Genomic DNA, 23,190 nt, shown 5'->3' with positions numbered 1-23,190 from the left:
CAATGCTGCCGCCGGCAGCCTGCGCATCGACAAGTGGCTCTGGTACGCCAGGGTCACCAAATCCCGCTCTCTTGCCCAGAAGCTGGCGACATCCGGTCATGTCCGGGTGAACAAGGACAAGATCGATTCCGCCAGCAAGACTGTCCGAACCGGCGACGTTCTGACCATCGGCCTGGATCGCCGTATCCTCGTCCTCAAGATCCTCGCCCTGGGCACCAGGCGCGGCCCCTATGAAGAAGCCCGCAAGCTTTACGAGGATCTCTCGCCCCCGCCCCCGCCGAAGGATGCCCCGCCGCCACCTGCGCCTGCACAGCGCGAAGCCGGTGCCGGTCGCCCGACCAAGCGCGAGCGGCGGAAAATCGACGCGTTCCGCGGCGGCGATTGACGCTGTTTCCTGCCAAAGCCCGGAAAACAGAAAAACTTTCTCTTTCAGGCCCGGACTGCGTCATCCAGAGCGCTTGCGCCCGTTTGACAAAAACGATACCCAACATCTGCACCAGACGTTATACGTGCGCCTTCTTTGCGAGAGCGGCACGAAACTGACCGCCAGGGCCTTGCGCAAATCGGCTGCAGGCTGCCCGGCGCCGAATGAGGATAGCGATGACCTACGTCGTCACGGACAATTGCATCAAATGCAAATACACCGACTGTGTTGAAGTCTGCCCGGTGGACTGTTTCTACGAGGGTGAGAATTTCCTCGTCATCAATCCGGACGAATGTATCGACTGCGGCGTCTGCGAGCCGGAATGCCCGGCGGAGGCGATTTTGCCTGACACGGAGCCCGGCCTCGAGAAATGGATCGAGGTCAATGCCGAATACTCTGAGAAGTGGCCGAACATCACTGAGAAAAAAGAACCGTTGCCGGACGCTGAAGAGTTTGACGGCAAGGAAAACAAGTTCGAAAAGTATTTTTCGCCGAATCCTGCGTCCTGATTCGCGAAAACTGCTTGTGCGGCAGACTGCCGCAAGACAAACAAGAACTGCTTAAAACGGCGATTCTTCCATCTTTTTCAGGTACCTGCCCGTGGCGACCGGGCGGGGCCCTTGTGGTGTTTTGGCACCATTAAAGCTCAGTACTTTAATTTTCCACAAAAGTGTGGTACACATGGAAGATAGTCGCCAACCACGAGAACAACCCCCAAAACGGAGTCTTTGAAAACTGTCCCGGGTATCAACAACCGGACAGATCAAGCTCCCGGCAGCTCATATGACTGATCAAGGTTCTAAAGTGGAAAACGTCGACTGACCAGCCCTGACACGCCGCATATCAACAGGCGTTCCATTACGGATCGCTCTGCGGGGTTCGTGTCGCACAAGAACAGGGGACCGCACCGCGGTCCGTCATCGGTCCGAACCCGGACCGCCAACTGCGCAGGAGAGAATACGAGTATGGCAACGAACACCAAAAAGACCGCGCAGCGCCAAGGTTTCAAGACGGGCGAGTACATTGTTTATCCGGCGCATGGCGTCGGCCAGATTACCGCCATTGAAGAGCAGAACGTTGCAGGTCACTCTTTGGAGTTGCTCGTTATCGTTTTTGAACAGGACAAGATGACCCTTCGTGTCCCGGTGGCAAAGATTGCCTCCGTCGGCATGCGCAAGCTTGGCGACCCTGCGGCCGTCAAGAAGGCTCTCGAGACCGTTCGTGGCCGCCCGCGCGTTAAGCGGACGATGTGGAGCCGCCGCGCTCAGGAATATGAAGCCAAGATCAACTCCGGCGACCTGATCGCGATCTCTGAAGTGGTTCGCGATCTTTTCCGCTCTGAAAACCAGCCGGAACAGTCCTACTCTGAACGCCAGCTCTACGAAGCTGCGCTCGACCGTATGGCCCGCGAAATCGCGGCAGTGAACAAATGTTCCGAAACCGAAGCGGTCAAGCAGATCGAACAGAACCTGGCAAAATCTCCGAGCCGCATCAAAGCCGCTGAGGAAGCTGCAGCGGAAGACGACGAGGACAAGGAAGAAGCCGCTTGATCCAAGCGGATTTTCCGAACGCGAAAATCGACGAGGGCCTGGAGAAATCCGGGCCCTTATTCGTTTTGGCACCACCACCTCGCGCGCTGTTCACGCGAAAGTGCACAAAAACTGCCCCAACGGTAGCGATAAGTGATCTAACCTACGCTTCGGTACGTATTTCCCCCGATAACATATCGGAGCGTCGATCATGTCCCAGAGCGAGAAACGTCAACTGGTAAGGGCCGCGATGAAAGCCCCCTACCTCACGCGTGAAGAGGAACTGGAGCTTGCGATCCGCTGGCGACATAACCGGGATGAGAAAGCGCTTGAGAAATTGTCGCTCTCGCACATGCGCCTGGTCATTGCTGTTGCCTCACGCTTCCGCAACTTCGGGCTGTCGCTTGGCGATCTGATCCAGGAGGGCCATGTCGGTCTTCTGGAGGCTGCCGCCCGGTTCGAACCGGAACGGGAAGTGCGCTTTTCCACCTATGCCACGTGGTGGATCCGCGCTTCCATCCAGGACTATATCCTGCGCAACTGGTCGATCGTTCGTGGTGGCACCTCTTCCTCCCAGAAAGCCCTGTTCTTCAATCTTCGGCGCCTGCGTGCCAAGCTCTCCGGCAATCAGACTCCTCTGACCGACAGCGAGCTTCACCAGAAGATCGCCGACGCAATCGGCGTCAAGCAGTCCGATGTCGCCCTCATGAATGCGCGGCTGTCCGGCCCTGATACGTCCCTGAACGCTCCTGTGACCGACAGCGAAGGCTCCAGCGCGGACCGTCAGGACTTCCTGGTGTCCGATGCCCCGTTGCCGGACGAGATCGTGACCGTCAACATCGATGCCGAACGCCGGCGTCGCTGGCTGTCCTCCGCCCTGGAGGTTCTCAGCGAGCGCGAATTGAAGATCGTGCGTGAAAGACGCCTGTCGGAAGAGGGCGCCACGCTGGAATCGCTTGGCGTGAAACTCGGCATTTCCAAGGAACGCGTGCGGCAGATTGAAAGCCGGGCCATGGAAAAACTGAAATCCGCCCTGCTGGCAGCACAGCCGGACAGGGCCGCCTACAGCACCTGACCTCTATCTCCTCCAAGTAACTCTGACGGGCGGACCTTCCGGTCCGCCTTTTTTTGAGCAGCGTCTGCTTTCAATCAGACAAATGCCGGAGCCGAACCGGGAGAAAAACCGTCAGTCGACGATCAGCTTGATCGCCGTGCCTGTCGGGATCGCCTGATCGGCGTTCAGATCGTTCAGGATGGAGAAGAATTCCAGCCGCCGTGAAGGCTCGACACCGCTCATGCCGATCGCCAGTTTCCGCGGTGTGTCGCCCGGCTTGGAGGTGACGACCTTGATCCGGAGCGAGCGCAGGCGGGCACGCTCGGTCGGCGACAGCTGCTGGAAGCTTTCCACCGTCTGGTGGAAATCCCGGTCGAACGTTTCATTGGGCGAGCGGCTGGCAAAGATGAAGCGATACCCTGTTTTGCCGATCCGGATCACTGCAATGCGGAAGGACCAGCCCTGGGTGATGGCCGCCCCGGTGACCGCCGGCAGACCGTTGATCGTCGTTTCGCGGACGCTTTCGGGCAGCAGGCCGTTGATCCAGCCGGAGTTCATGTAATCACGCAGGCCGGAATAGCTGCTGACATCTGCGCCGTCGAACCGGATCGCCGTGCCGTCGCCATTGCTGGCCAGAACCGCTTCAGGTGTGTTTTCCAGAATGTAGCCGGAAGGCACGGTGTAGCTGATGCCGAGCGCCTTGTGCAGGAAGGAACGTCCACGGACGAAGCCTTCAAGCGGGTCGTCGCCGAACAGCATGCCGTCGATCTGGCTGAGATAACGGGTGCGGTCACGTTCGCCGATGCCCGGTGCACCGATCTGCCGGGCCGCGCGGATGGCGATCTGCAAGCGCTCCGGCGTGGAAGGGTGGGAAGACAGGAAGTCTGGCGCGGTCGAGCCCGACTTGTCGGCGGACTGGTAGCGGGCGAAGGCTGCCATGGACCGCAGGAACCGTGCAGCGGCATAGGGGTCGAAACCGGCCCTTGCGAGGGTCTTCACACCGATATCGTCGGCTTCAAGCTCCTGCACCTGGCTGAAGCGGGCAAAGGAAAGCTGCGACGAGATGATCGCCTTGCGGGCTTCCTCGCTGTCCTGCACCACGTCGGTCAGGATCTTGTTGGCAAGCTGCTTGGCTTCAGCACGTTGCTGCCGCTTGATTGCGTGGTTCGCTGTCACATGCGCCATCTCGTGCGCCAGCACGGCGGCAACTTCCGACGTGTCGTTGGCAAGGGCGAGCAGACCGCGCGTGACATAAAGATAGCCGCCCGGCAAGGCGAAGGCGTTGATGGCCGGCGAATTCAAAATGGTGATCTTGTAGCTCTGCGAGGGGTCTTCCGATGCCGCCACCAGCCGGCCGACAACGCTCGCAACAGCCCGCTCCGCGCCGGCGTCCTTGTAGACACCGCCATAGGTGGCCACCACGCGCGGATGCTCCCGCTCGCCGATATCGGCCGCAAGGTTGGGGCGCAGTGTACCGGGCGTTACCGTGCCGACGGTCGGTCCGTCGCCCAGCAACTGGCAGGAGGCCACCAGAAGCGCGGAACCGCCTGCAACAAGGTTGCGCAGCCAGGTCCGGCGCAGGCCGCGCCGTGCGGGCAAACATGCCGGCTGACGGAAATCAGTTGCTGCTTTGGCCGTCACGTCCTGCCCTTTTGTCATTCAGTACCACCAGTTGCTCCGGATGGCGGAGCACCATAGACGGTCCGTCCCTTTCCTGAACGGAGCCGCGTATTTCGACAACCTGCCCTTCCAGGGCATCCAGCGTCCAGCCGGATCGCCCGAGGGCCGTGTTGACGTCGTCCTCAGCTGAAGCCTTCAGCGTGACCGTGAAATCTGTTTTCCAGTATTTTCCGAAGTTCAGATAACGGGTGCTGCGCGTTTTTCCAAGGGAAACAATACGTCCTCTTGCAATAACATAGTGCCCGGAAGCGTCGCTGAAAGACTTTGGCGCGGCTGCGGAATAGACAAGACGCGGCGATGTCTCGCCCCAAAGGCCCGCTCGTGCCAGGCTTGCCTGCGTTTCCGCGGCCCGCAAGGCGTCTGCGCACTCAGCTCCGGCATGACCCGGAGCAAAAATGGCAACGCCTGCCTTCAAAAGTTGTTCCTGCAGAAGCGCGGAATGGCCATCATCCGAAACGAACACCCAGCCGGGCGTTAGCCCCCAGCGGTTTTCCGGTCCAGCCGCGACTGCGGCCAGCTCCAGATCAGGCCGACTTTCCAGATAGGCTTGCAAGGTGTTCCGGCCGGCATCTTCGCCGCTCGCCTGTCCTGACGCCTGCATCGGCATCTGGATATCGCTCGCGAGGAAGCGGTCTCCGGCGGCGGACACGAACAGGGCTTCACTGCTGTCGAAGGTCACCTGAACGGTTTGTTGCCGCACCCCGGCGCAAACATCGGCAGCCTCGGGTATTTCCGGGCGCTCCACCGGCGCGCGCTCGTCAGCGGCAACGGCCTGGGCCAGCAGAACGGCAGCGCAGCCGGCAAACAACGGCGCGGCAGCCGTGCGCAGGGTTGTCACCCGCCCGGCTTTTCTCCATCCCGTTTTCTGTCGCCGCTGTGGCACGTCCGCTTCCTTCACCTTGGTACGCGACCCTTTTCCGGAACGCTTCCTGCAGGCAGGCAGCGCAAGGCACACGTCACCCGACAACATGCATGGCATCGGGCAAGGCTGAGAAAGCGGTCACGATGATCCAAACTGCTAAGCAGCGAATAAGGCAAGTCCAAGACACGCCAGTAAAACGGCAGTAAAAATCAGGACAACGCGGGAGCGGCCCACGGCGCGTCAACATTCCCCTCGCCGCGCACCGGCGTCCTCGACAAACAATCCCCATCGGCAGCGACAGTCTGTTGCAGCCAGGGGTCGCCACGGACGTCAAATCATGCTAATCGACCGCATCAAGGCCCCGTAGCTCAGCAGGATAGAGCATCAGATTCCTAATCTGAGGGTCGCGCGTTCGAATCGCGCCGGGGTCACCAAAACTCTCTATATTTTTCAATAATTTACATAGCGCCAGCAAATGACGCTGCTTGGCACTTCGTTTCATGTAAGCGCTATGTAAGCCATGCAGAGCTTTATTCGTTGACAGCAGGCGGGGTGTTCGAACGACGAGAGCAGCTCCTGCACTCCGCTCGACCTCATTTGGATCAGACCAGGCGGACACTAAGCAGATACGTACTAACTAACTGATATCACAAATAAATATGTGACACTGCCCGCCGGAAAAATGTTAATCTACAGCGTCTGCCTGTTTTGAATGCCCGCTACGGAGGTCCAGAATGAAAAGAAGAAAATTCCGAAAACGAGAACATCGCGCAATCGACTCTCAAGGCGACCAACCTGAGAAGGATAAACCTGTAGCGCGCTCCCTTGAGCAGATGTTGGCAGAGTGCGACCTCAAAGCGCCCTTGGTGTTCGACTCGGAGGACCGGCTGTTTTTGGACAGTTTGGCTGTAGGCCGCGAATTACTCTAGCTGTTAGGAGAAGATCGTTGTGCAGTGAAAGACTAAAGGTCGGGCCCGCCCGTTGGCCAGCCCTGATGAAATCCTCCACAGCCGCAGAGTATCTGGATATGAATTACACCACGTTCCGGCGCAAACTGAAATACTTGCAAGAGCATGGTTTCCCGCTTGAGCAACCAGCGACCGGCCGTTTCTCGAAACAAGCGATTGACGAGTGGGCATATCCGAGGTCGATTGATCGTGATGGCAACGTCAGCCTCGGCACGTTGGATCCAAATCACGCCGACAATCTGTACGGCTGATCATGCCGCCGGTGAACGTTCCGAACCCAGCGCATGCGCTTCAAGGCGAGTGAGCACGTTCTTGACCGATGAAGCGTGCCACGTGCCGCCTCTCGCGGTTCGAATACCTTCTTTGTTCAGTGCGGCCGCGAGGGCGTTCAGTGACGACACTCCGGCGTCCTGCAGACGTAGGATGATTGGCGACAAGGAATGTGCAAACTCCTGCGCACCCTGCTGTAAGGCGCTCAGTGCGGCCGTGGGCTTGCCAGAAGGCCGATAGCCTCGATCGCCACCCAATTTGATGCCACGGGCCTTCGCGGCCTCCAAAGCCGCTTTTGTGCGCTCGCTGATCCTCCGGGCCTCGTCTTCTGCGACAGCGGCCAGGATATGAAGCGTCAGACGATTTGCCTGAGGATTGTCGCAGGCAACGAATTCGATCCCGCTCTCGACCTCAACGAACTCAGTGACCGTCGCGTCAGGGTTGCCGGCCAGATGCCGCCTGACCGCCTCCCGCTGCGCGTCAAGCCCAAGTCCGGACTTTCCTTGTTGCTTTGTTGAAACTCGGAAATAGGCAGCGTATCGAAGGTGTTTCACGGTATTCATCGCCTTACAAGACTGATCAACGTTCGTTGATCAGTCTTGTACAAGGTATTTTACTTGTGAGGAATCCAGCGAGAACAAAAAACATCGTTGCCCGTTTCGCGTCATATTGAACTGTTCGGACGCATTGCCCACATCCAGAGAATCAACAGTTATGGTGATCGTTGGAAATTGAAAGGAGGTACGCAATGAAGCTTAAGCTTCGCATGACTCCTACCGGAAAACCCAGAGGGTAAACCTTGCGTCACCGGGTCTGGACAGGCGGGCAATGACGAAATGACAAGGGTTAAAGCCAGCCGCAGCAGCGTGCGGTACGGTTCAAATCCGTAGGGTAAAATGCGAGATCGTTCCTGATCGGCACTCGCACCCTTACACCGAATGTCCGGTATGCAGACTTACTCTTTCACTTCAAATTCATCGATCAGAAAATCGACTGTGGCCTGATCACGAAGCTTGCAGACAATGTTCTGATTTGCGAACGCCCCCTTGAACCATCGTGCCTGCGATGGTTCGAAAGTCTTTTGCCAATCGACACCAACAACATATTCAGCCTTTTCCGCCGGCTCGCCCAAACGTTTCATTCTCGGCTCACTGAGCGGCTGATCGAACAGAAGACCCTCCGGCGTGACAAATTCAGATGCCAAGGAGACCACTTGCGCGACTTTTCCGTAGCCAATGTAGCCATTGCCTTTGTCGTACACGAAGATTTCGTCACCCACCGAGAGCTGGCGCAGGCGCTTTGAATAAAATTCGCCACCACCCGCGCTGACGAAGCCGTAACGCTTCATGTCTTCCCAAGACCGGTGCTCGCCGAGGCCAGCGTTGACGAAATAGTAGCCAGACCAAGGCGCGCGAACTTTGCGCTCAGACCGCTCTTCAACCTCTTCCTGATCCAACAGAAAGTCGGTCGTCAACCACTCCTACCCATCCGTTTCAAAGACATTGAAAAAGACCGTATTGATCGCGACCCCGTGCTCCTCTGAGAGGTATTCAACAATCCGGCGTGAAGCGGGATCCAGTTCGCTGGCAACGATCAGCATCGAGTGATTGGCGTTCAGCCGATCCGGAATTGCCTCATCGAAGGTTTCGCGAAACGCCGTGACCAGTCGCTTGCCGAGATATTTTTCGGCCCGTTCATATATTTCTGGCGTCGTGAGTGTGCGGACCCACGATGCGTAATCCAGCACCTGCGCCACGACCTCACGGGGAGTGCGGTCTTTCTTGAGTTCTATGATTGTGAGAGAGCTGGTTGCATCAATAGCCAGCAAGTCAATGAACTTGCCATGGTCAGTCGGCACCTGCCGGCCAATGATCAATGCCTCCAGCCCGAGAAGAGAGGATCCGCAGCGACCCAGTCCTCCATCAGGCTTTCGTTGCTGAGAGCTCGACGTTGAGCTGGCCGGAGTTTACCGCCAACGACTGAGTAGAGCGAGGTCAAGCTGCTTGCTCCTCTTCGTCCGGATAGGTTTCAAGCAGTGCTTCATGAAGAGCCTGAATTTCTGCATAGCCAGGCTTGTCGCTGAGGGCCCCGATGTCGAAACCCCGACAAAACACGAGATCGGCGGCAGACATGTAATTGGCGTGCACGAAGTTCGCAGTGATCTCATCTGCCGGGTCAGTGTATTCCCGTTCTTCAGGGTCGGCGCTGTCCGATAAGAACTGACCATATAGCTCAAGGATCACCGGCTGCATGTGCACTTCGATATTTCGAACTTCTTTCATCATCTCGACAATCTCGGCGTCGATGGCTGCATGGTCGTTGAAGAAAACCGTTCCCGTCGGGTGAGCAATCTTGTTCCGGCGTCGCACGAACTTGGCGAATTCTCCGACCTGCTGATTGGTGCAACCGATCAGTTTGAGAAAGCGGAAAATCTGACTTTCCTTCAGCCGGTCATAGAACTTAAATGGGCTGTCGCAGTCTTTCAGGCTACCTTCTTCCTCGGACCTGAATCCAACCATCGCCATGGCAAACTGGTCGGGACGCGCCAGCCTGATCTGCCAGACAGAGAAACTCACGAAGCTCATGTAGAGCAGATGGAAGGCGAGACTGGCGAACTCATAGCGTTCGGCCTCGTAGTTTGTCTGGAAGGCGGACCAGAGGAATTCGAGATACGCCTGCTCCCCTGCTGAAGCGAAGGATTGTGGGAGGTATTCGCCAAGCTCCAGCGCCTCTTCCATCAGGCTGCTTCCTCATCGCTAGTGGCCTCGCCCCAAACGCGGGCAATGGCGGCGTCGATCTTTTTCTCGAAGCGTGCGATCAGGTCGCGGTTGCCACTGACGAGTGCTTGCTCTGATTCGATTTCGGCGACGATTGCATCTTGGGTTTGCGGGTCTGGTAAGGGTACTTTCAGGTTAGCCAGGATGCCTTGCGATAGGTTTCGAATGCTCGCGCCTTGCCCGATGGTCTTCATGTGCTCTGCGAAGATCCGCGTCTTGAAGAAGTGAGCGAGATATCTAGGATTTGCTTGTGCCATATTGAACCGGGCACGGATCGTGAAGCCCGAAAACGAGGCACGCCCAATGTCATCTGGAACGAGCATCGACCGTCCGACCAAATCGGGATTACCATTGGACCGAACGAATAGCACGTCCCCCGGCTGCAGAAGATATTCTGGGCCTACCGGAACGTCCAATTCGACAGTCGTAAGGTTTTCTGTTGGCACCAACCAGTTGGCCTGGAAATCGCTCACTCCAACGATGCACAGCGATTCACCGCTCTCGCTACGAGTGAAGTTCAGGCCGTTCTTGAAATCTGCGATCTCGCCCAGCGCCACCACCGGCCACTTAGGGTCGATCGGGATATGAGGGCGGTAGCTGTCAAGAACAGCGCGGGCACCCCTGATGACGCGCTGATACCCCTCAACCTCGGCCACGATGTTGCGCTGAACGTCGAGCGGTGGAAGGGGGATTTCGTAGTTCTTGAAGAATCCCGAGTGAAAACTCTGAACTGTCACTCCGGGCTTAATGCCTTGCGCCAAAATATCGTAGCTTCTTGTCTTGAGATTCCAAAACAAGAAACTCGACAAAAGTTTGTTTTCATTTGCAGATAGTGCAACCAGATCTTGGTTGAAAGCGACCTCCCGCCCTGCCATGGCGACAGGAAACGAGTGCTTCAAGATCCCCGATCTAACGACACACAAAACGGTTCCAGGCTTCGCAAGCGCAGTCGCACTATTCTCAATAGCTTCGGCTGAGATGTGGTCAGCCGTGTCTGTGATCAAGTCGGATTTCATATCCTTTGGTGAAACCCAAGGGATATCGCCCTGCCAGAAGTTTTCATTAGACTTAGAGGGTGTTCCACCACTCATTCTTGTGGTGACTTCACCGAGTGGAACCATCGGCCAAGCACGTTGAATAGCCACCTTCTCTTGATATCGTTCAGCACTAAGGTTGAAATCGCCACCTTCCGCAATTTTCTCCCGCGCGATGGTGCTCCCCAAGCTGCTTTCCAGGACCTCCGCCGCGCCGCCGCGCGTGGCCTGCAACCACGCACCAAGTTCGGCTTTCACTTGCGCCAGTTGCGACCCCTTCACTGCTTTGCGCTGTGCACCCAAAGCAAAGCCGTCATTCTCGATTTTAAAGAAAGCAACCTGCCCGCTCACCTTAGCGACGGCGCGATCAAGGATCAGGATCGAGGTTTTGACCCCCGAATAAGGATTGAAAACTCCGGCTGGCAGCGAGATGACTGCAGCGAGATGGTTTTCTACCAGCATCTTGCGAAGGTCGCGATAAGCGCTCTGGCTTTGGAAGATGATCCCTTCGGGAACAATGACGGCGGCACGACCGTTCGGCGTCAGATGCTCGGCAATGTAGTCAACAAACAGAACTTCGCTGCGCTTTGACTGTACCTGAAATCGGTTGTGTGGCTTGATTCCGCCTTTCGGCGACATAAAGGGCGGATTTGCGAGAATAACATCTGCCGTCTCCGTCCACTTCTCGTCCGACGTCAGAGTATCGTATTCTTCGATCTTGGGGTCTGCAAAACCGTGCAGGTAAAGGTTCACGAGCGACAGACGCACCATGTCCGGCGAGATGTCATAACCCTTGATGTTGCCAGCAAGCCGCAAACGGTCCTCGGCTGAGAGGAGGTCACCGGGAAAGCGCATGGGGCTTTCCAGGGCCTGTTCGGCAGCATCCTGTTCTTCGTTCTTGCCGTTTCCGTTCACATAGTGGGTCGAGTTCTGTTTGAGGATGTGCTTGTAGGCAGAAATCAAAAAGCCAGCGGTGCCGCAGGCCGGATCGAGCACGATCTCGTTTTTCTTCGGATCAATGATCTCGACAATGAAATCGATGATATGGCGCGGTGTTCGGAACTGGCCGGCATCCCCCTGACTACCCAGAACCGACAGAAGATACTCGAAAGCATCGCCAAGCCGTTCACTATGATCGTAGGTAAATCCGTCGATCTCACGCAGGAACGAACGCAGCGTTTCTGGATCGCGATAGGGCAAATAGGCATTTCGAAAAATTTGCCGAAACAAAGGAGGCAGATGATCATTTTCGACCATCTTTGTCAGAGCTTCGGAATAGGTGTTCAGCATCTCCTGACCGGAGACACCCGGCGCCACCAATTTAGCCCAGCGGTAGCGCTCAAACTCTTTGGTGAAGAAAGTCGCCTTGCCTTGGAACTCTTCGGCCTGCAGATCCATGTCGTTCATGAACTTATAGATCAGTGCGACCGTGATCTGTTCGACCTGGCTTTTCGGGTCCGGCACTTTGCCGACAAGAATGTCCCGACAGGTGTCGATGCGGCGTTTTGTGTCTTTATCGAGCATTTTTATCTGGTCACAGGAAGGGATTCAGGGACACATAGTCCTTGATGTATTCGGGGATGCGCGTGCGCCACGCGGGTGGAACCTCTTTGAGGTCACGCATTGTGAAGGTTGGGTTTACGTTCAGATCCGCAAAATGGCCAGCATCAATGATCGCCCGAACCTTCGCGTCACGTATATAGGCTTCAAAGAAATAGCGTATTTCTCGAATATGTTCGGCTTCTTCAGGCTTCTGATCGCGCAAAAAGCGCTGGAATTCATCCTCAATCAGCTCGTTCTTGTTCTTGAACTTCGGGATGAATCCAAAGGCTTTTTCAATGAGCTCCCGTATCGAGATGCGTCGATCCACTCCTGCAGCTTTTCGGAGCCTCTCCAAATTGAAGTACTCAGCCGGCTTGTCGAACAGCTCTTCCATGACGTGCCGGGTGGCTGCGTCCCAGTCCTGGCGGTCCACTAGTTCTGCCAGTTTTTTGTCCGATCGTGCGGTTTCTTCAAATTTCTGGAAAAGCTCCCGATCGACCCGCATGCCTTCGAGACCGATTTGCTCTTCGACCTGGTAGATAACCTGATCCGGTTCCATGAACTCGTATGTCGCGACCGTCGTTGTCGTACCACCATCGACCGACAAAGGCATGGCCGCTGGCATCGGAAGGGCAAGCTCCTGATCATATTGGAACCGCTCCTCAAAGAACTCGCAGTTTGCAAAGAAATCAAACAGACGGAACGCAGTCTTGCGCATTTCTCCAAGGGCAGCTTTCTGTTCTGGATCGAACAGCTCTTCCTTGAAGTTGTGTTTGCGTGTCCCACGGCCTTTCATCTGAACGAAATCTGACGGCGAGAAAATGGGGCGCATCAATGCGAGGTTCAGAATGTCGGGACAGTCGTAGCCGGTTGTCATCATTCCGACGGTGACACAGATCCTTGCCTTGCTCGTTCGATAATTTTCGACAAAAGCACTGTGACCACCCAGATTGTTGTTCGCGAAGTTGATCGTCATGTTTTGCGCGTTGGCAACGAGGCTTGTCACCTGCATCGCAAAGTCAGATTGATAATGCCCAGGCCACAGTTGATCAGCCATCTCATTCAAGATCTGGGTAATTTTGGCTGCATGGTTCTGGCTGACAGCGAATGCGATCGTCTTGCCGAACTCTCCCGAAATCGGATCGCGCATGCCGTACTCTAGGAGCGTTTTGCAGAACGCCGCGTTGGTCGCTTCCGAGAAAAAACGTTTCTCGAAGTCTCTCCCGGCGAAAGCTTCCGCCACTTCGCCGCCGTCCTCTGTCGTTGTTTCGATGGTGAAACCTTGTTCGGACAACAATTGGGTTGTCACTTCCGTGCGGGCATCGACCACGTAAGGATTGATCAAGAAACCATCGCCGACCCCATCGAGCAGCGAATACCTGAAGGTCGGTTCGCCAGACCCACATCCGAATGTCCGGTATGTGTCCAGCATCATCCGACGCTCGGTTTCGCGAGGATCTCGGTCGCCCGCCGCCTGAGGCTTCTTGAGATAATCTTTTGGTGTAGCCGTCAGGCCGAGTTTGTAGCCGATGAAATACTCGAAAACGGCCCGTGCATTGCCACCGATCGACCTGTGTGCTTCATCTGAAATTACGAGGTCGAAATCTGTCGGCGAGAAAAGGTGCCGGTACTTGTCGTTAAAAAGTAGGCTCTGGACAGTTGTGACCACGATGTCGGCCTTACGCCAGTCGTCCTTTTGCTCCTTGTAGATGACCGACGTGAAGTCGTTTTTAAGGTACGCTCTGAACGCCTTGTCAGCCTGGCTTTCCAATTCGAGGCGATCCACAAGGAACAGTACACGCTTCGCGTTTCCGGTCTTTAGAAACAATTTGATGACGCCGGCCGACGTCAAAGTCTTTCCTGTTCCGGTCGCCATCTCGAACAGGAAGCGGGTTGCTCCTTTCCGGGCTTCTTCCTGAATACGCTCGATGGCACGTTTCTGGTAGGCGCGCAGAAAACGCAGCTTTTGCTTATCGATGAATGCAGGTCGCTCGGTTTCATCCTTCCATGCGGCTTCATTTGCATAGCCAGGCATTTGTGTGACAGCGATGTAGTCGAGGTCGACCTTCTCCGCGGCCAAACGGTCTGCGTCCGGCTCAAACGCATAGTGGTTCTGGATTTCATCCGGCGCAGGGAACGCGGAGATGACCGCCGGATTGCCCTGTTCGAGATCCCATAGGTAATGAATGTTGCCGTTGCTCAAGATCACGAAGCGAGCGTTCTGCGACCGCGCATACTTTCGTGCCTGCTCCTTACCAACGAGTGGGTGTTTTTCTTCCGATTTCGCTTCCAGAACGATCAGGGGCTTGCCATTTTTGTCGAGCAGAAGGAAGTCAACGAACCCGTTTTTGACCTTCTCGAAGTCCTGACCAAGCTCGTCGATATCCGAGCTCTTAATCTTCACGTTCGGTTCCAGAACGATGTTGGCGGGGCCTTCGTCTTTGTCAAAAAAGCGCCAACCGGCTGCGGTGAGCAGGTTGTTGATCTTGATCCTAGCTGTGGCTTCCTTGCGATTTGCCAAAGCAGCGCCCCCGAACCGAATCTTTCGTTAATTTGGCTCCCCACGGTTGCATAGCGCACTTCTTTCTCGTTGTGTAGTTCGCGCTTGAGCTTGGAAACTTTTTGAGCTGAGTGCAGATTAGGAAGAACTTGGAATCAAACGTCTGCGTTGCAAAAACCTTCGTACCACCCCAACGGTTGGGGCTGTTAAGCACCACCGATTGCAAGCGGCGCGATCAATTGGAGGCACACGATGCCATTGCAGAACGCTGAGATCGAATTGAGATCGATCAATAGGCTGCTCGTGGATGATTCTGGCTCGCCAGCAAAGTACTGGATTCCCGCCTACCAACGTGGATTTCGCTGGGCACAGTTGCAAGTTACACAACTTTTGGACGATATTTGGGACTTCATACAAAATAGCGATGAAAGGCGCCGAACCTCTTTTTACTGCTTGCAGCCGTTGGTGGTACGCAAGCTGGACGATGGCCGGTACGAAGTTGTGGATGGGCAGCAGCGGCTGACCACTCTTCACATTCTACTCTCCCACCGCAATGAGATCCTTACTCTTCTCGGCAAACAATGCTTTTCCATCGAATACGAGACCAGAGACCCAACCTTTCTTGCTGAAATCAACTTGGATCGGTCAGAAGAAAACGTTGATTTTCATCATATCTGTGAAGCGTGGCGCGCGATCGACGACTGGCTAAAAAGACGCGATCCAATGCAGGCGTTGAAGTTGCTTCAGCACCTGCTCAATGACGACGAAGCCGGCCGGAACGTGAAAGTTATCTGGTATGAGCTGGCACCCGGGGACGACCCAGTCGCAGCTTTCACCCGTTTAAATATTGGAAAGATCCCACTCAGCGAAGCTGAGTTGGTCCGAGCGCTCTTCTTGCGCCGCGCGGCGCAAGAAGACACTACCGGCAACCTGTCATTGAGAATAGCCTATGAATGGGACCAAATCGAAAGAAGACTGCAAGACGATTCCTTCTGGTATTTCCTGCAAAACTCAGACCACGGTGAGGCAAACAGGATTGGCCTCGTATTTCGACTAGCTGCCAAGATGGCCGGCCAGATCGTGAACGGTGAGGACTACGGGGTATTTTCCCATTTCGCTGATTTGCTTACGACTGAACTGAGCGCAGAAAGTGAATGGCGAAGAGTGAAGGAAATATACATGGCAATGGAGGAGTGGTACGAGGACCGATACCTTTTCCACGTGCTTGGCTTCATCCTGAATCAAACCGGTGGCCTCACTACGATAGCGGAACTGCTCGCCGACAGCCGAACATTGAGCAAGCAGGCATTCTCTCAGAGACTTCGTTCACGGGTGTTTCGCATGCTGCTCGGCGGCGATCTGCAGGCCACTAGCATTACGGAACTCAAGGAAGAGATCTCAGATCTCTGCCAAACAGTCACTTATACGAACAGCCCAAAAGTGCGCAGCATTCTGCTCCTGTTTAACTTGGCCACTCTCCTTGATGATCCGCAGTCGAACATGCGGTTCCAGTTCGACAGCTTCAAGCGCGAGTCGTGGGACATCGAACACATACGCTCGGTGAGCGACGAACGCCCTTCCCGTCCCCAGGCGCAGCAGGAATGGCTGCGCCACTGCTTGGAATTTTTGCGCATTTCGAAGGACGAGACCGCTCAGGCGCTCACTAAGAAAATTTCATCCTACCTCAGCCCCGAGAAAGAGCCAGGAGACCAAGCGACGTTTGAAGATATTGATGGTGAGATATTGGTCTACTTTAGCGAGGCCACGGATGGCCCAAACCATGATCTTGCAAATTTGACTCTGCTGGACAGCCGTACCAACCGCGGATATCGCAATGCGGTTTTTGCGGTGAAACGTGACCTTATGCTGAAAAACGATAGATCCGGCATTTTTATCCCCCTATGCACCCGCAACGTTTTTTTGAAATGTTACAGCAACGTCGTTGGCAACGTGATGTTCTGGACAGAGGAGGACGCCCAGGACTATCTCGGCGCAATCTGCGAAACGCTAGCTCGGTTCTTCGGTGGTAAGGGAGTAACAGGGCAATGAGTGCGAAAACCACCTTTTATGGGTTAATCGAACGTCATGGTAGGGTCGAAATTCCCATTATTCAGCGTGACTATGCTCAAGGCCGGCCGGATCAACATATTGTTCGGGATGAGTTCCTTAAGGCATTATACGACGCGCTGTGCCTTCCCGAAGATGACCCATCCCTGCCACTGGACCTAGACTTCATCTACGGCAGTGTTGTCAATGAAGAAGCCTTCCAGCCGCTCGATGGACAACAACGCCTCACCACGTTGTTCCTGCTGCATTGGTATCTAGCATGGGCCGACGGCCAAGGAGAGGATTTTCGAGCTCGCCTTGTTTCGGAAGATCGTTCTTTTTTCAGCTATGAAGTACGACCCAGCAGCCGGGATTTTATTAATGCACTTGCCAACTATGCACCTGAAATTGAAGCCGTAGACTGTGACGACCTCGTCGCAATGATCACTGATCAGCCGTGGTATTTTCGCAGCTGGCGGCTTGACCCAACCATACGTTCAGCGTTGCTAATGTTAGAGCGTATGCACGAGATTTTCCGCAACACTTCTGGCATTTACGAAAGGCTGGTTGATCATTCATCTCCAGTAATCACGTTCCAGCTTCTTGATCTGGAACAATTTGATCTCTCAGATGACCTCTACATTAAAATGAATGCGAGAGGAAAACCGCTTACAAACTTTGAGACTTTCAAAGCCCGCTTTGAACGGCATATAGAGAGCCAATTTGATGGCACTGTTTTCCTAACCTTTTGCACGAATACTGCACTCTCGAAATACTTCGCCCATCAGATTGATACCAGATGGTCCGATTTCTTCTGGCCATTTCGGGACAGAAGGTCGGCTACATTCGATGATGCCGTAATGAACCTACTTCGAACAATAATCATGGTAACTCGCTCATCCGAGATCGCCGGAACTGCAAATGACCTCGCCGACCTCCGTTCCAGCGCAAAAATCAGCAGCTACTCATGGTTTCATGAGAAGTCCTGGCTTGACCAAGAGATGGTTGTTGCATTGATCACGGTGTTGGAGCGGTGGAGCTCGGGCTCGGGCGAGTTTCAGTGCTATCTGCCCAACACGCGGCATCTCGACGAAAAGGGTATCTTCGAAGAGCTTACAACTCGCCCCACCGGTCTTACATTCGAAATGCTCGCACAACTGGCGGGCTACGTTCAGTACTTTGTGCATAACCAAGATGAGATCGAACCCACAGCCTTCGATGCATGGATGCGAGTTGTCTCAAACCTTGCGATCAACACGGATTATAACAGGCCAGAAGATCTCCGGCGCAGTCTGGGTGGAATTAGGGATTTAGTTCCGTGGATGAACGACGTCATTCTCCACATCTCGGGTCCGGACGGTGATATTAGGGGCTTCTTCCGCGATCAAGTGGCAGAAGAGCGAATTAAGGCTCGCCTAATTGCACTCGGCAACGGCTGGCCGGAGCGCATCGAACGGGCCGAACGGCATTCCTACTTCCGAGGCCAGATCGGATTCCTTCTGCATTTCTGCGGCTTGGATCTAAATTCCCCGGATGAAGAGCTTGATCGTCTCGACATCATCGCTGCGCAGGACATTGCTGAGCCATTCGAGCACTATCTAGCCTGCGCCACGCAAATGTTTAATGACCTCTCAAAGGATCCCATGGATACTGGCCGGCTATGGGAACGCGCACTCTTGGCGATCGGAAACTATTTACCACTAATCGGCCGGAATCATTCCCTCCTGACCATGGCTCAAGACGAAGCTTGGAGCTGGAAACGTTTCCTGCGCAATGCCGCGACCGGCAGGCTGTCAGGAGAAGTTCTGCGGGAGCTTTGGGATCGCCTTGGAGATTCTTCCTCGTTCGTTGCGGACCTTTCGAAGATAATCGAGCAGGAAACCAACATTGATCCTTGGCGCCAAATTATTCTAAGCACACCTGAAGTTTACGGTTATGGACACTATCGAATGCTGCGCTTCTCAGATAACGGCGGTGTCTATCTCCTGAGGAAGTCGCAAATGAACGGCAGGCATGCCGAACTGTTCACTTACTGTCTTTTTGAGGAGCTCCAAACGACACCAGGAGCCTTGGGGCTGACAGTCGGGTATGAAGAGACGACGTCGACCGACGATGAACCTGGCCTTATCCTTTCAGCGCAGTTTAGAGATGAGGAAGTCTCGTTTTATCTCCAACTAGGAAACGCGGCTGACAGTTATGAACTCTACCTACGTACCCCTCGGGAGCCCCAAAGCGAGCTAGAGGCTTTATTGAAAGATGCGGACTACAATGTTGATGGTGGCTTTCTGACGAAGAAGTTCAGCCTTGGCGGAATGAAGGCGGCAATATTTGCTCTCGACAGTACGCTAAAACAGAATGCTTAAAATGCAGATCGCGACGACTCAACCCATTGTCTGATCAAATGATTTTAAACCATTTCACTTTGGAAAAGTTGTTTACAACAATTTAAGAGCTATACTCGGTGAGGACCATGAAATCCAAGCCTGTCGCCGCCTCTGCGCGAAGCACAACTTCTGCTGCCGCGCGCGCGTCTTCTTCCCCGTCGTGATGCCTGAATTCGAGACCTAAATGGGTTTTGAGCGACGTCAGGCCATGGCCGCCATTTCCCTTGAGCTCCGGCCAAGCCCGGCGGGCGACGGTCACGCTGTCACGCCAGAGCCATTCCGGGGCAAGGCTGCCATGCTGTGCACAGGCAGCGTTAATTGCACTGCGATCGAAACTGCTATGCTGGAAGACGGCATGCCCTGTCACCACCTTGGTGAGCATGGAAAGCACCACCGGAAAGCGCGGAGCACCTCGCACCGTTTCCTGGCTGATGCCGTGGATCCAGGTACAGGTCCAGGTCGACGTGCAGGGGTCAACATAGGTCGACCAGGTCGCAATTGATCCGTCCAAGCTGACACAGGCAAGACCTACCTGGCAGATGCTGGCGCGGTCGTTATTTGCTGTTTCAACATCCAAAGCGATAAATCGAAAGGAACCCGTGGGAAGCGGCTTTTCGGTAGTTCGATCAAAGAACACGGGCATTTCCCTCACTTATTGCACAATGTCGTTCCCTCTGGCACTCAAGTGCCGCCAGTTCGGCATCTGTTATTCCCAGGCGTCCGATCGTCTGCAGGAAGCAGCGTCTTTACCCGCACCATGCACACTGAAGCACTTGCCTCTTTTATCATGACAAAGAACTCGATAACAAGCCAACATAAATAGTAAAAATTGGATACTCATAAGTAGATATTAAATTGAAATTGCTCGAAACAAGAAATCACACTATCACGCGTTTGGCAGAAAGTCATTTTAATTCGATTTCAATATGTCTCCCGTGTCATTATTCCTGCTTTTGCCAAGATTTTCCAGTAGAGACATATATTCCGTCCAAACCGACCGTTTCACTTGATCCAAATTCAGTATATTCTGGCAGTAGCCCTCGAATCATTTCAAGTGTAACTTCTTGCTTAGTTAAATGAGGAAGAATCCGCATCAGCTTTAACTCCATTCCAAGCCAAATATCTAATCCTGATAATTCTCCCACGAGATATTCTCGTCCATTCAATTCCCTCACTTGAAGACCTGATCTGTCTTCGTTTAGGAATTCTCTTATGGGTTGGTAGTAGATATCTATAAGTTCATAATAATCTAAGTAGAGCGCTTCAGATTTGTCAGACCAACCTGACGGGTCAATCCATTCATGAGCAAGAATTTTGCCGCTAAAGCGTGCGATCGACGCGTATCGCCAGTTGGGCGGCATACCGTTAACAACACTAATCTGCCTTGTTTGCTCCTTTGCTTTTATGCGTAGTTTATTGGTGACGCTATTGGAGCGCCCCTTTGCTTCGCATACAAGCCAATCTCCCGTTTTACTCAAACCAATAAGATCTGGCCTACTATTAGTGCCCCCCGCGTATGTAATCTTGTTTGGCGGACCATATGGATTATTGACTTTAGTATAAATATCTAGATGCCATAGCCAAGGCACATTCAGCTGCCTTTCTGCGGCCAGCTTAGCCAACGCTAAGCCTAAAAAGTAAGTAATTGCGCCTTTCTCGGAACCATCCAACCACTGAAAAGATTTATTGTAACAAAAATCATAACCCCTCCGAATACCTTTAACGTAGTATGGTTGTGTTTCTATTTTTGACCTTATTATTGCACATCTCCAAATTATTTCCATTAGAGACGCGCCCCCGAATGCAAATATATCTAACAAAGATCGACGCCCAACACTTAATGTTGCCCAAAGTAGATCTGACCAACTATATTCAAGATAGTCACGATCTAAAAGCTGAACCTCGTCGGCTGCAGTGATGTTGGACCGAATGAATTTTACTCTTGGCATTGAAATCTCGTTTTGCGAGGAATGAATATATGATTGAACGAAAGCAAAGTCGGCATTGAATAGATAATAAATGCTTAAGCAAGTGATTACCTATACTGACGACTGATCGAAATTCTGAAATGTCCACAAAAGGACCCCATCCACCACCGGCGCGTAATGAGGGCACCAGGGTGGGCCGGAGGGGCGACCGCCCATTTTTTTATTCACTTGATTTCATTGGGGGCTCGCCTTGCTCGCCAGAACAGCGAGCAATCGCACTCCAAGGGGCCGCCACAGCGCGTTCGCACTCACGGCCTTGAATGGCCTAGCCAATCAACGAAACGACTCTCAGAGGGCCTTAGAATCAATCGCCCTGCAGAAGTGCTGGTTCGAATCTCTCCAGAAACTCAATCACTTTCTTCTGAGCCTTTTCCGGCAGGTCTTTGTATTTCGGCCTGATGTGCTGCAGGGACTTCATGCCGGCGACAGCGAGCTGCGGGTTCATGCGTGCAGCCGCCTCCTTGGCGACAGCGCACTTGTCTGCATATGGGATCAGCGCCTGTTCAAGGGTGTCTGCGTCGCCGTGCCGTATAGCGGCAGCGATGTCGAACATATCACGCGGCTGTATCATGCCGCCTCGATAGAAGACTTTCTTGGCGATGATTTCAGCCGGCGTTTCAAGTTCAACCTGCCGGCCGAGAACTTCGGTTGTCGAAGTTGGATTCTCTGTCAAATGACCGCAACAGATGAAGTCTATCTCGCCGATCTCGGCGAAGCTGAGCTTCAGCGAGCGCGTGCCGTCAGTGTCGTAAGCCGAAGGATGCAGCGTCAGCTCATAGCCTTGTGTCTCAGGATTGAGCAAGGGCAGCACTTGAGGATCGTCGATGAAGATATCGATATCATGGCTCTCACGGTGGTCGATTTGCAACATGAGGGCCGTACCGCCGCCGAACGACCAGGGTGCAACGATACTATCGCCACCGGCCAGATCAATGATCCCGCAAGCGATGTTGAAAAGCTCTTCCCAACGGCTCGGGTTCGGCGTGTTCAAGGGACGTTAGGCTGCCAGGGGCAGGTCGTACCCGGCAAGCTTCTGGAAGCCTGCAGCAACAGCGGCAACCGCATGCGGGTCAAGCTCCATTTCGGCCACGAAGGCTTTCTGGAGATCCGGCTTCACTTCGGAGAAGAAGGCGAACGCCGGCATGTTGCAGGTTTCAACGCTGCTCATGCTCGATATGGCGGCGGCGAGATCCCAAGCGGAGACGTTCGCGCCATAGGGCGCGTTCACCGTTCCGAGGATTTTTTCTGCTGCAGTCATCTTCAAACTCGCCACGGGAGCATTCTCCATGCTCCTACAATTGGTAGGGAATAGCTTTACTTCAACGGGTGTTAAGAATCAAACAATCCATAGGTCAGACCGAGCACCGCGGCTTTCAATCCGCGCAAACGAACCCTCGAAATCGGATGTCCGTTGAAGGGGCCCAACTACCGGGCCGCAAAATCAGGGCACCCCGGTGCCTGCTTTCGACGCCATTTTGCCATCGTCGAGATCTTAGGCAAGCAACGCGTAAAAACGTTTTCGGTTCCCATGTCCAGCCAAGCCGATCGCCTGAAGTCAGTTCTTCGCGACTCTGATTGACGTTTGATCTATTGCGGCTTGGCAATCGCGCACAAGTCGAGAACTCGAGTGAAACAGCGGATTGCTAATCAATGGGACCGCTGGAACGCCCACCATTGAGGCTCACCTGCCATCTGGCTGAAATTTGTGAAACCAAGTTCTGCATGTCCGGCGCCTCAGAAGGAATTAAAGGTCTGCGGATCAAAAACCTGATTTTTGATAAGTAAATATTAGTTTTGATCAGAAAATCTGCTTAAACCATTGATAGATATATAGAAATTCTAGTTCGTATTGAGTTCGAGCATTTTCTTATCACCTGATCAGCCAACTCAGTACCTTCACCACGTAGAACTCCAAGGTTTTCAACGGGTACCGACTGTTTCCAAGCAATTGTTGCGAGAACATGAAACTTATCAGTGATCCGAGAAAACGCCGGTTTTGACTTATCATGATAACCTTTCCGGCCATGATTTTGTGATCATGATAAGTCAGCGCCGCAGGTCGCAGACCTCATCGAGCGTTCCTCAAACTTATTCGGTCTGCCCGCTGCGCGGGGAAGACGCGCCTAGCGACG

The 23,190-nt window shown here is 54.1% G+C and carries 20 protein-coding genes and 1 tRNA gene; 9 read left to right on the top strand and 12 right to left on the bottom strand.

What is annotated here, in order from left to right; genetic code table 11:
- Positions 1-19 precede the first annotated feature (19 nt).
- The 4 genes from J7447_RS21595 (at position 20) to J7447_RS21580 (ending at position 3,028) form a co-directional block, all read left to right on the top strand.
- Complete coding sequence (locus J7447_RS21595; protein ID WP_088665223.1) at positions 20-385, top strand: RNA-binding S4 domain-containing protein; 366 nt, start codon at positions 20-22, stop codon at positions 383-385.
- Positions 386-600: 215 nt separating this feature from the next.
- The gene (gene fdxA, locus J7447_RS21590) at positions 601-933 is read left to right on the top strand and encodes a ferredoxin FdxA (protein WP_031270075.1); all 333 of its coding nucleotides are present in this window, start codon (positions 601-603) and stop codon (positions 931-933) included.
- A gap of 456 nt (positions 934-1,389) precedes the next feature.
- A complete protein-coding gene (locus tag J7447_RS21585) occupies positions 1,390-1,974 on the top strand; it encodes a CarD family transcriptional regulator (RefSeq protein WP_023002626.1) in 585 nt (194 codons plus the stop codon).
- 190 nt (positions 1,975-2,164) lie between these two features.
- Positions 2,165-3,028 (top strand): RNA polymerase factor sigma-32, encoded by an 864-nt coding sequence (locus J7447_RS21580; protein ID WP_055660074.1) that lies wholly within the window; start codon positions 2,165-2,167, stop codon positions 3,026-3,028.
- Between the two features lie 111 nt (positions 3,029-3,139).
- Here the strand turns inward: J7447_RS21580 and J7447_RS21575 are convergent, their stop codons facing one another.
- On the bottom strand, positions 3,140-4,666 hold the full coding sequence (locus J7447_RS21575; RefSeq protein ID WP_208992226.1) for a M48 family metalloprotease: 1,527 nt from the start codon (positions 4,664-4,666) through the stop codon (positions 3,140-3,142).
- On the bottom strand, positions 4,626-5,525 hold the full coding sequence (locus J7447_RS21570; protein ID WP_209170891.1) for a hypothetical protein: 900 nt from the start codon (positions 5,523-5,525) through the stop codon (positions 4,626-4,628). Before J7447_RS21570 ends, J7447_RS21575 begins: the two co-directional genes overlap by 41 nt.
- Before the next feature lie 381 nt (positions 5,526-5,906).
- On the opposite strand from J7447_RS21570, the gene J7447_RS21565 reads away from it, so the two are divergent.
- The 3 genes from J7447_RS21565 to J7447_RS21555 all read left to right on the top strand — a co-directional run bounded on the left by J7447_RS21565 (position 5,907) and on the right by J7447_RS21555 (position 6,768).
- Positions 5,907-5,983, top strand: a tRNA-Arg gene (locus tag J7447_RS21565).
- A 300-nt stretch (positions 5,984-6,283) separates the two neighbouring features.
- Positions 6,284-6,478, top strand: coding sequence for a hypothetical protein (locus J7447_RS21560; RefSeq protein WP_209170889.1), 195 nt, complete (start codon positions 6,284-6,286; stop codon positions 6,476-6,478).
- Between the two features lie 65 nt (positions 6,479-6,543).
- Entirely contained in the window at positions 6,544-6,768 is a 225-nt protein-coding gene (locus tag J7447_RS21555; RefSeq protein ID WP_209170887.1) for a hypothetical protein, read from the top strand.
- Here the strand turns inward: J7447_RS21555 and J7447_RS21550 are convergent, their stop codons facing one another.
- The 6 genes from J7447_RS21550 to J7447_RS21530 all read right to left on the bottom strand — a co-directional run bounded on the left by J7447_RS21550 (position 6,769) and on the right by J7447_RS21530 (position 14,661).
- Complete coding sequence (locus J7447_RS21550) at positions 6,769-7,350, bottom strand: recombinase family protein (RefSeq protein WP_286189420.1); 582 nt, start codon at positions 7,348-7,350, stop codon at positions 6,769-6,771. It abuts the gene before it with no gap.
- Between the two features lie 392 nt (positions 7,351-7,742).
- A complete protein-coding gene (locus J7447_RS31370) occupies positions 7,743-8,261 on the bottom strand; it encodes a hypothetical protein (RefSeq protein ID WP_286189419.1) in 519 nt (172 codons plus the stop codon).
- A 6-nt stretch (positions 8,262-8,267) separates the two neighbouring features.
- Positions 8,268-8,663 carry a hypothetical protein gene (locus J7447_RS31365; protein WP_286189418.1) on the bottom strand — a complete coding sequence of 132 codons (396 nt, stop codon included), beginning with the start codon at positions 8,661-8,663 and terminating at the stop codon, positions 8,268-8,270.
- Positions 8,664-8,781: 118 nt separating this feature from the next.
- The gene (locus J7447_RS21540; RefSeq protein WP_209170882.1) at positions 8,782-9,525 is read right to left on the bottom strand and encodes a hypothetical protein; all 744 of its coding nucleotides are present in this window, start codon (positions 9,523-9,525) and stop codon (positions 8,782-8,784) included.
- Positions 9,525-12,122, bottom strand: a complete 2,598-nt coding sequence (locus J7447_RS21535) for an N-6 DNA methylase (RefSeq protein WP_209170881.1) — start codon at positions 12,120-12,122, stop codon at positions 9,525-9,527. The genes J7447_RS21540 and J7447_RS21535 overlap by 1 nt, the downstream gene beginning before the upstream one ends.
- Before the next feature lie 10 nt (positions 12,123-12,132).
- Positions 12,133-14,661, bottom strand: a complete 2,529-nt coding sequence (locus J7447_RS21530) for a DEAD/DEAH box helicase family protein (RefSeq protein ID WP_209170873.1) — start codon at positions 14,659-14,661, stop codon at positions 12,133-12,135.
- Positions 14,662-14,892: 231 nt separating this feature from the next.
- On the opposite strand from J7447_RS21530, the gene J7447_RS21525 reads away from it, so the two are divergent.
- On the top strand, positions 14,893-16,689 hold the full coding sequence (locus J7447_RS21525; protein WP_209170871.1) for a DUF262 domain-containing protein: 1,797 nt from the start codon (positions 14,893-14,895) through the stop codon (positions 16,687-16,689).
- The gene (locus J7447_RS21520; RefSeq protein WP_209170869.1) at positions 16,686-19,049 is read left to right on the top strand and encodes a DUF262 domain-containing protein; all 2,364 of its coding nucleotides are present in this window, start codon (positions 16,686-16,688) and stop codon (positions 19,047-19,049) included. Before J7447_RS21525 ends, J7447_RS21520 begins: the two co-directional genes overlap by 4 nt.
- Positions 19,050-19,131: 82 nt before the next feature.
- On the opposite strand, the gene J7447_RS21515 is transcribed toward J7447_RS21520, so the two are convergent.
- From J7447_RS21515 to J7447_RS21500, 4 genes are all read right to left on the bottom strand, one after another.
- Positions 19,132-19,707, bottom strand: a complete 576-nt coding sequence (locus J7447_RS21515) for an exonuclease domain-containing protein (protein WP_353653807.1) — start codon at positions 19,705-19,707, stop codon at positions 19,132-19,134.
- Positions 19,708-20,011: 304 nt separating this feature from the next.
- Positions 20,012-21,019, bottom strand: coding sequence for a hypothetical protein (locus J7447_RS21510; protein ID WP_209170866.1), 1,008 nt, complete (start codon positions 21,017-21,019; stop codon positions 20,012-20,014).
- A gap of 343 nt (positions 21,020-21,362) precedes the next feature.
- Positions 21,363-22,049 (bottom strand): nucleotidyl transferase AbiEii/AbiGii toxin family protein, encoded by a 687-nt coding sequence (locus J7447_RS21505; RefSeq protein WP_286189417.1) that lies wholly within the window; start codon positions 22,047-22,049, stop codon positions 21,363-21,365.
- A 6-nt stretch (positions 22,050-22,055) separates the two neighbouring features.
- The gene (locus tag J7447_RS21500; RefSeq protein ID WP_286189416.1) at positions 22,056-22,316 is read right to left on the bottom strand and encodes a hypothetical protein; all 261 of its coding nucleotides are present in this window, start codon (positions 22,314-22,316) and stop codon (positions 22,056-22,058) included.
- Positions 22,317-23,190 lie beyond the last annotated feature (874 nt).

It is taken from the genome of Labrenzia sp. R5_0 (genome assembly GCF_017743835.1).
Taxonomy (GTDB): domain Bacteria; phylum Pseudomonadota; class Alphaproteobacteria; order Rhizobiales; family Stappiaceae; genus Roseibium; species Roseibium algicola.
Note: the sequence above shows the minus strand (reverse complement) of the source record. Positions and strands in the feature narration are given on the sequence as shown.

Bases quoted from the DNA above. Each gene is read 5' to 3' on its own strand.
- fdxA (WP_031270075.1), top strand. From the start codon at position 601: ATGACCTACGTCGTCACGGACAATTGCATCAAATGCAAATACACCGAC.
- J7447_RS21585 (WP_023002626.1), top strand. From the start codon at position 1,390: ATGGCAACGAACACCAAAAAGACCGCGCAGCGCCAAGGTTTCAAGACG.
- J7447_RS21580 (WP_055660074.1), top strand. From the start codon at position 2,165: ATGTCCCAGAGCGAGAAACGTCAACTGGTAAGGGCCGCGATGAAAGCC.
- J7447_RS21575 (WP_208992226.1), bottom strand. From the start codon at position 4,666: ATGACAAAAGGGCAGGACGTGACGGCCAAAGCAGCAACTGATTTCCGT.
- J7447_RS21560 (WP_209170889.1), top strand. From the start codon at position 6,284: ATGAAAAGAAGAAAATTCCGAAAACGAGAACATCGCGCAATCGACTCT.
- J7447_RS21555 (WP_209170887.1), top strand. From the start codon at position 6,544: ATGAAATCCTCCACAGCCGCAGAGTATCTGGATATGAATTACACCACG.
- J7447_RS21550 (WP_286189420.1), bottom strand. From the start codon at position 7,350: ATGAATACCGTGAAACACCTTCGATACGCTGCCTATTTCCGAGTTTCA.
- J7447_RS21540 (WP_209170882.1), bottom strand. From the start codon at position 9,525: ATGGAAGAGGCGCTGGAGCTTGGCGAATACCTCCCACAATCCTTCGCT.
- J7447_RS21535 (WP_209170881.1), bottom strand. From the start codon at position 12,122: ATGCTCGATAAAGACACAAAACGCCGCATCGACACCTGTCGGGACATT.
- J7447_RS21525 (WP_209170871.1), top strand. From the start codon at position 14,893: ATGCCATTGCAGAACGCTGAGATCGAATTGAGATCGATCAATAGGCTG.
- J7447_RS21520 (WP_209170869.1), top strand. From the start codon at position 16,686: ATGAGTGCGAAAACCACCTTTTATGGGTTAATCGAACGTCATGGTAGG.
- J7447_RS21510 (WP_209170866.1), bottom strand. From the start codon at position 21,019: ATGCCAAGAGTAAAATTCATTCGGTCCAACATCACTGCAGCCGACGAG.
- J7447_RS21500 (WP_286189416.1), bottom strand. From the start codon at position 22,316: ATGACTGCAGCAGAAAAAATCCTCGGAACGGTGAACGCGCCCTATGGC.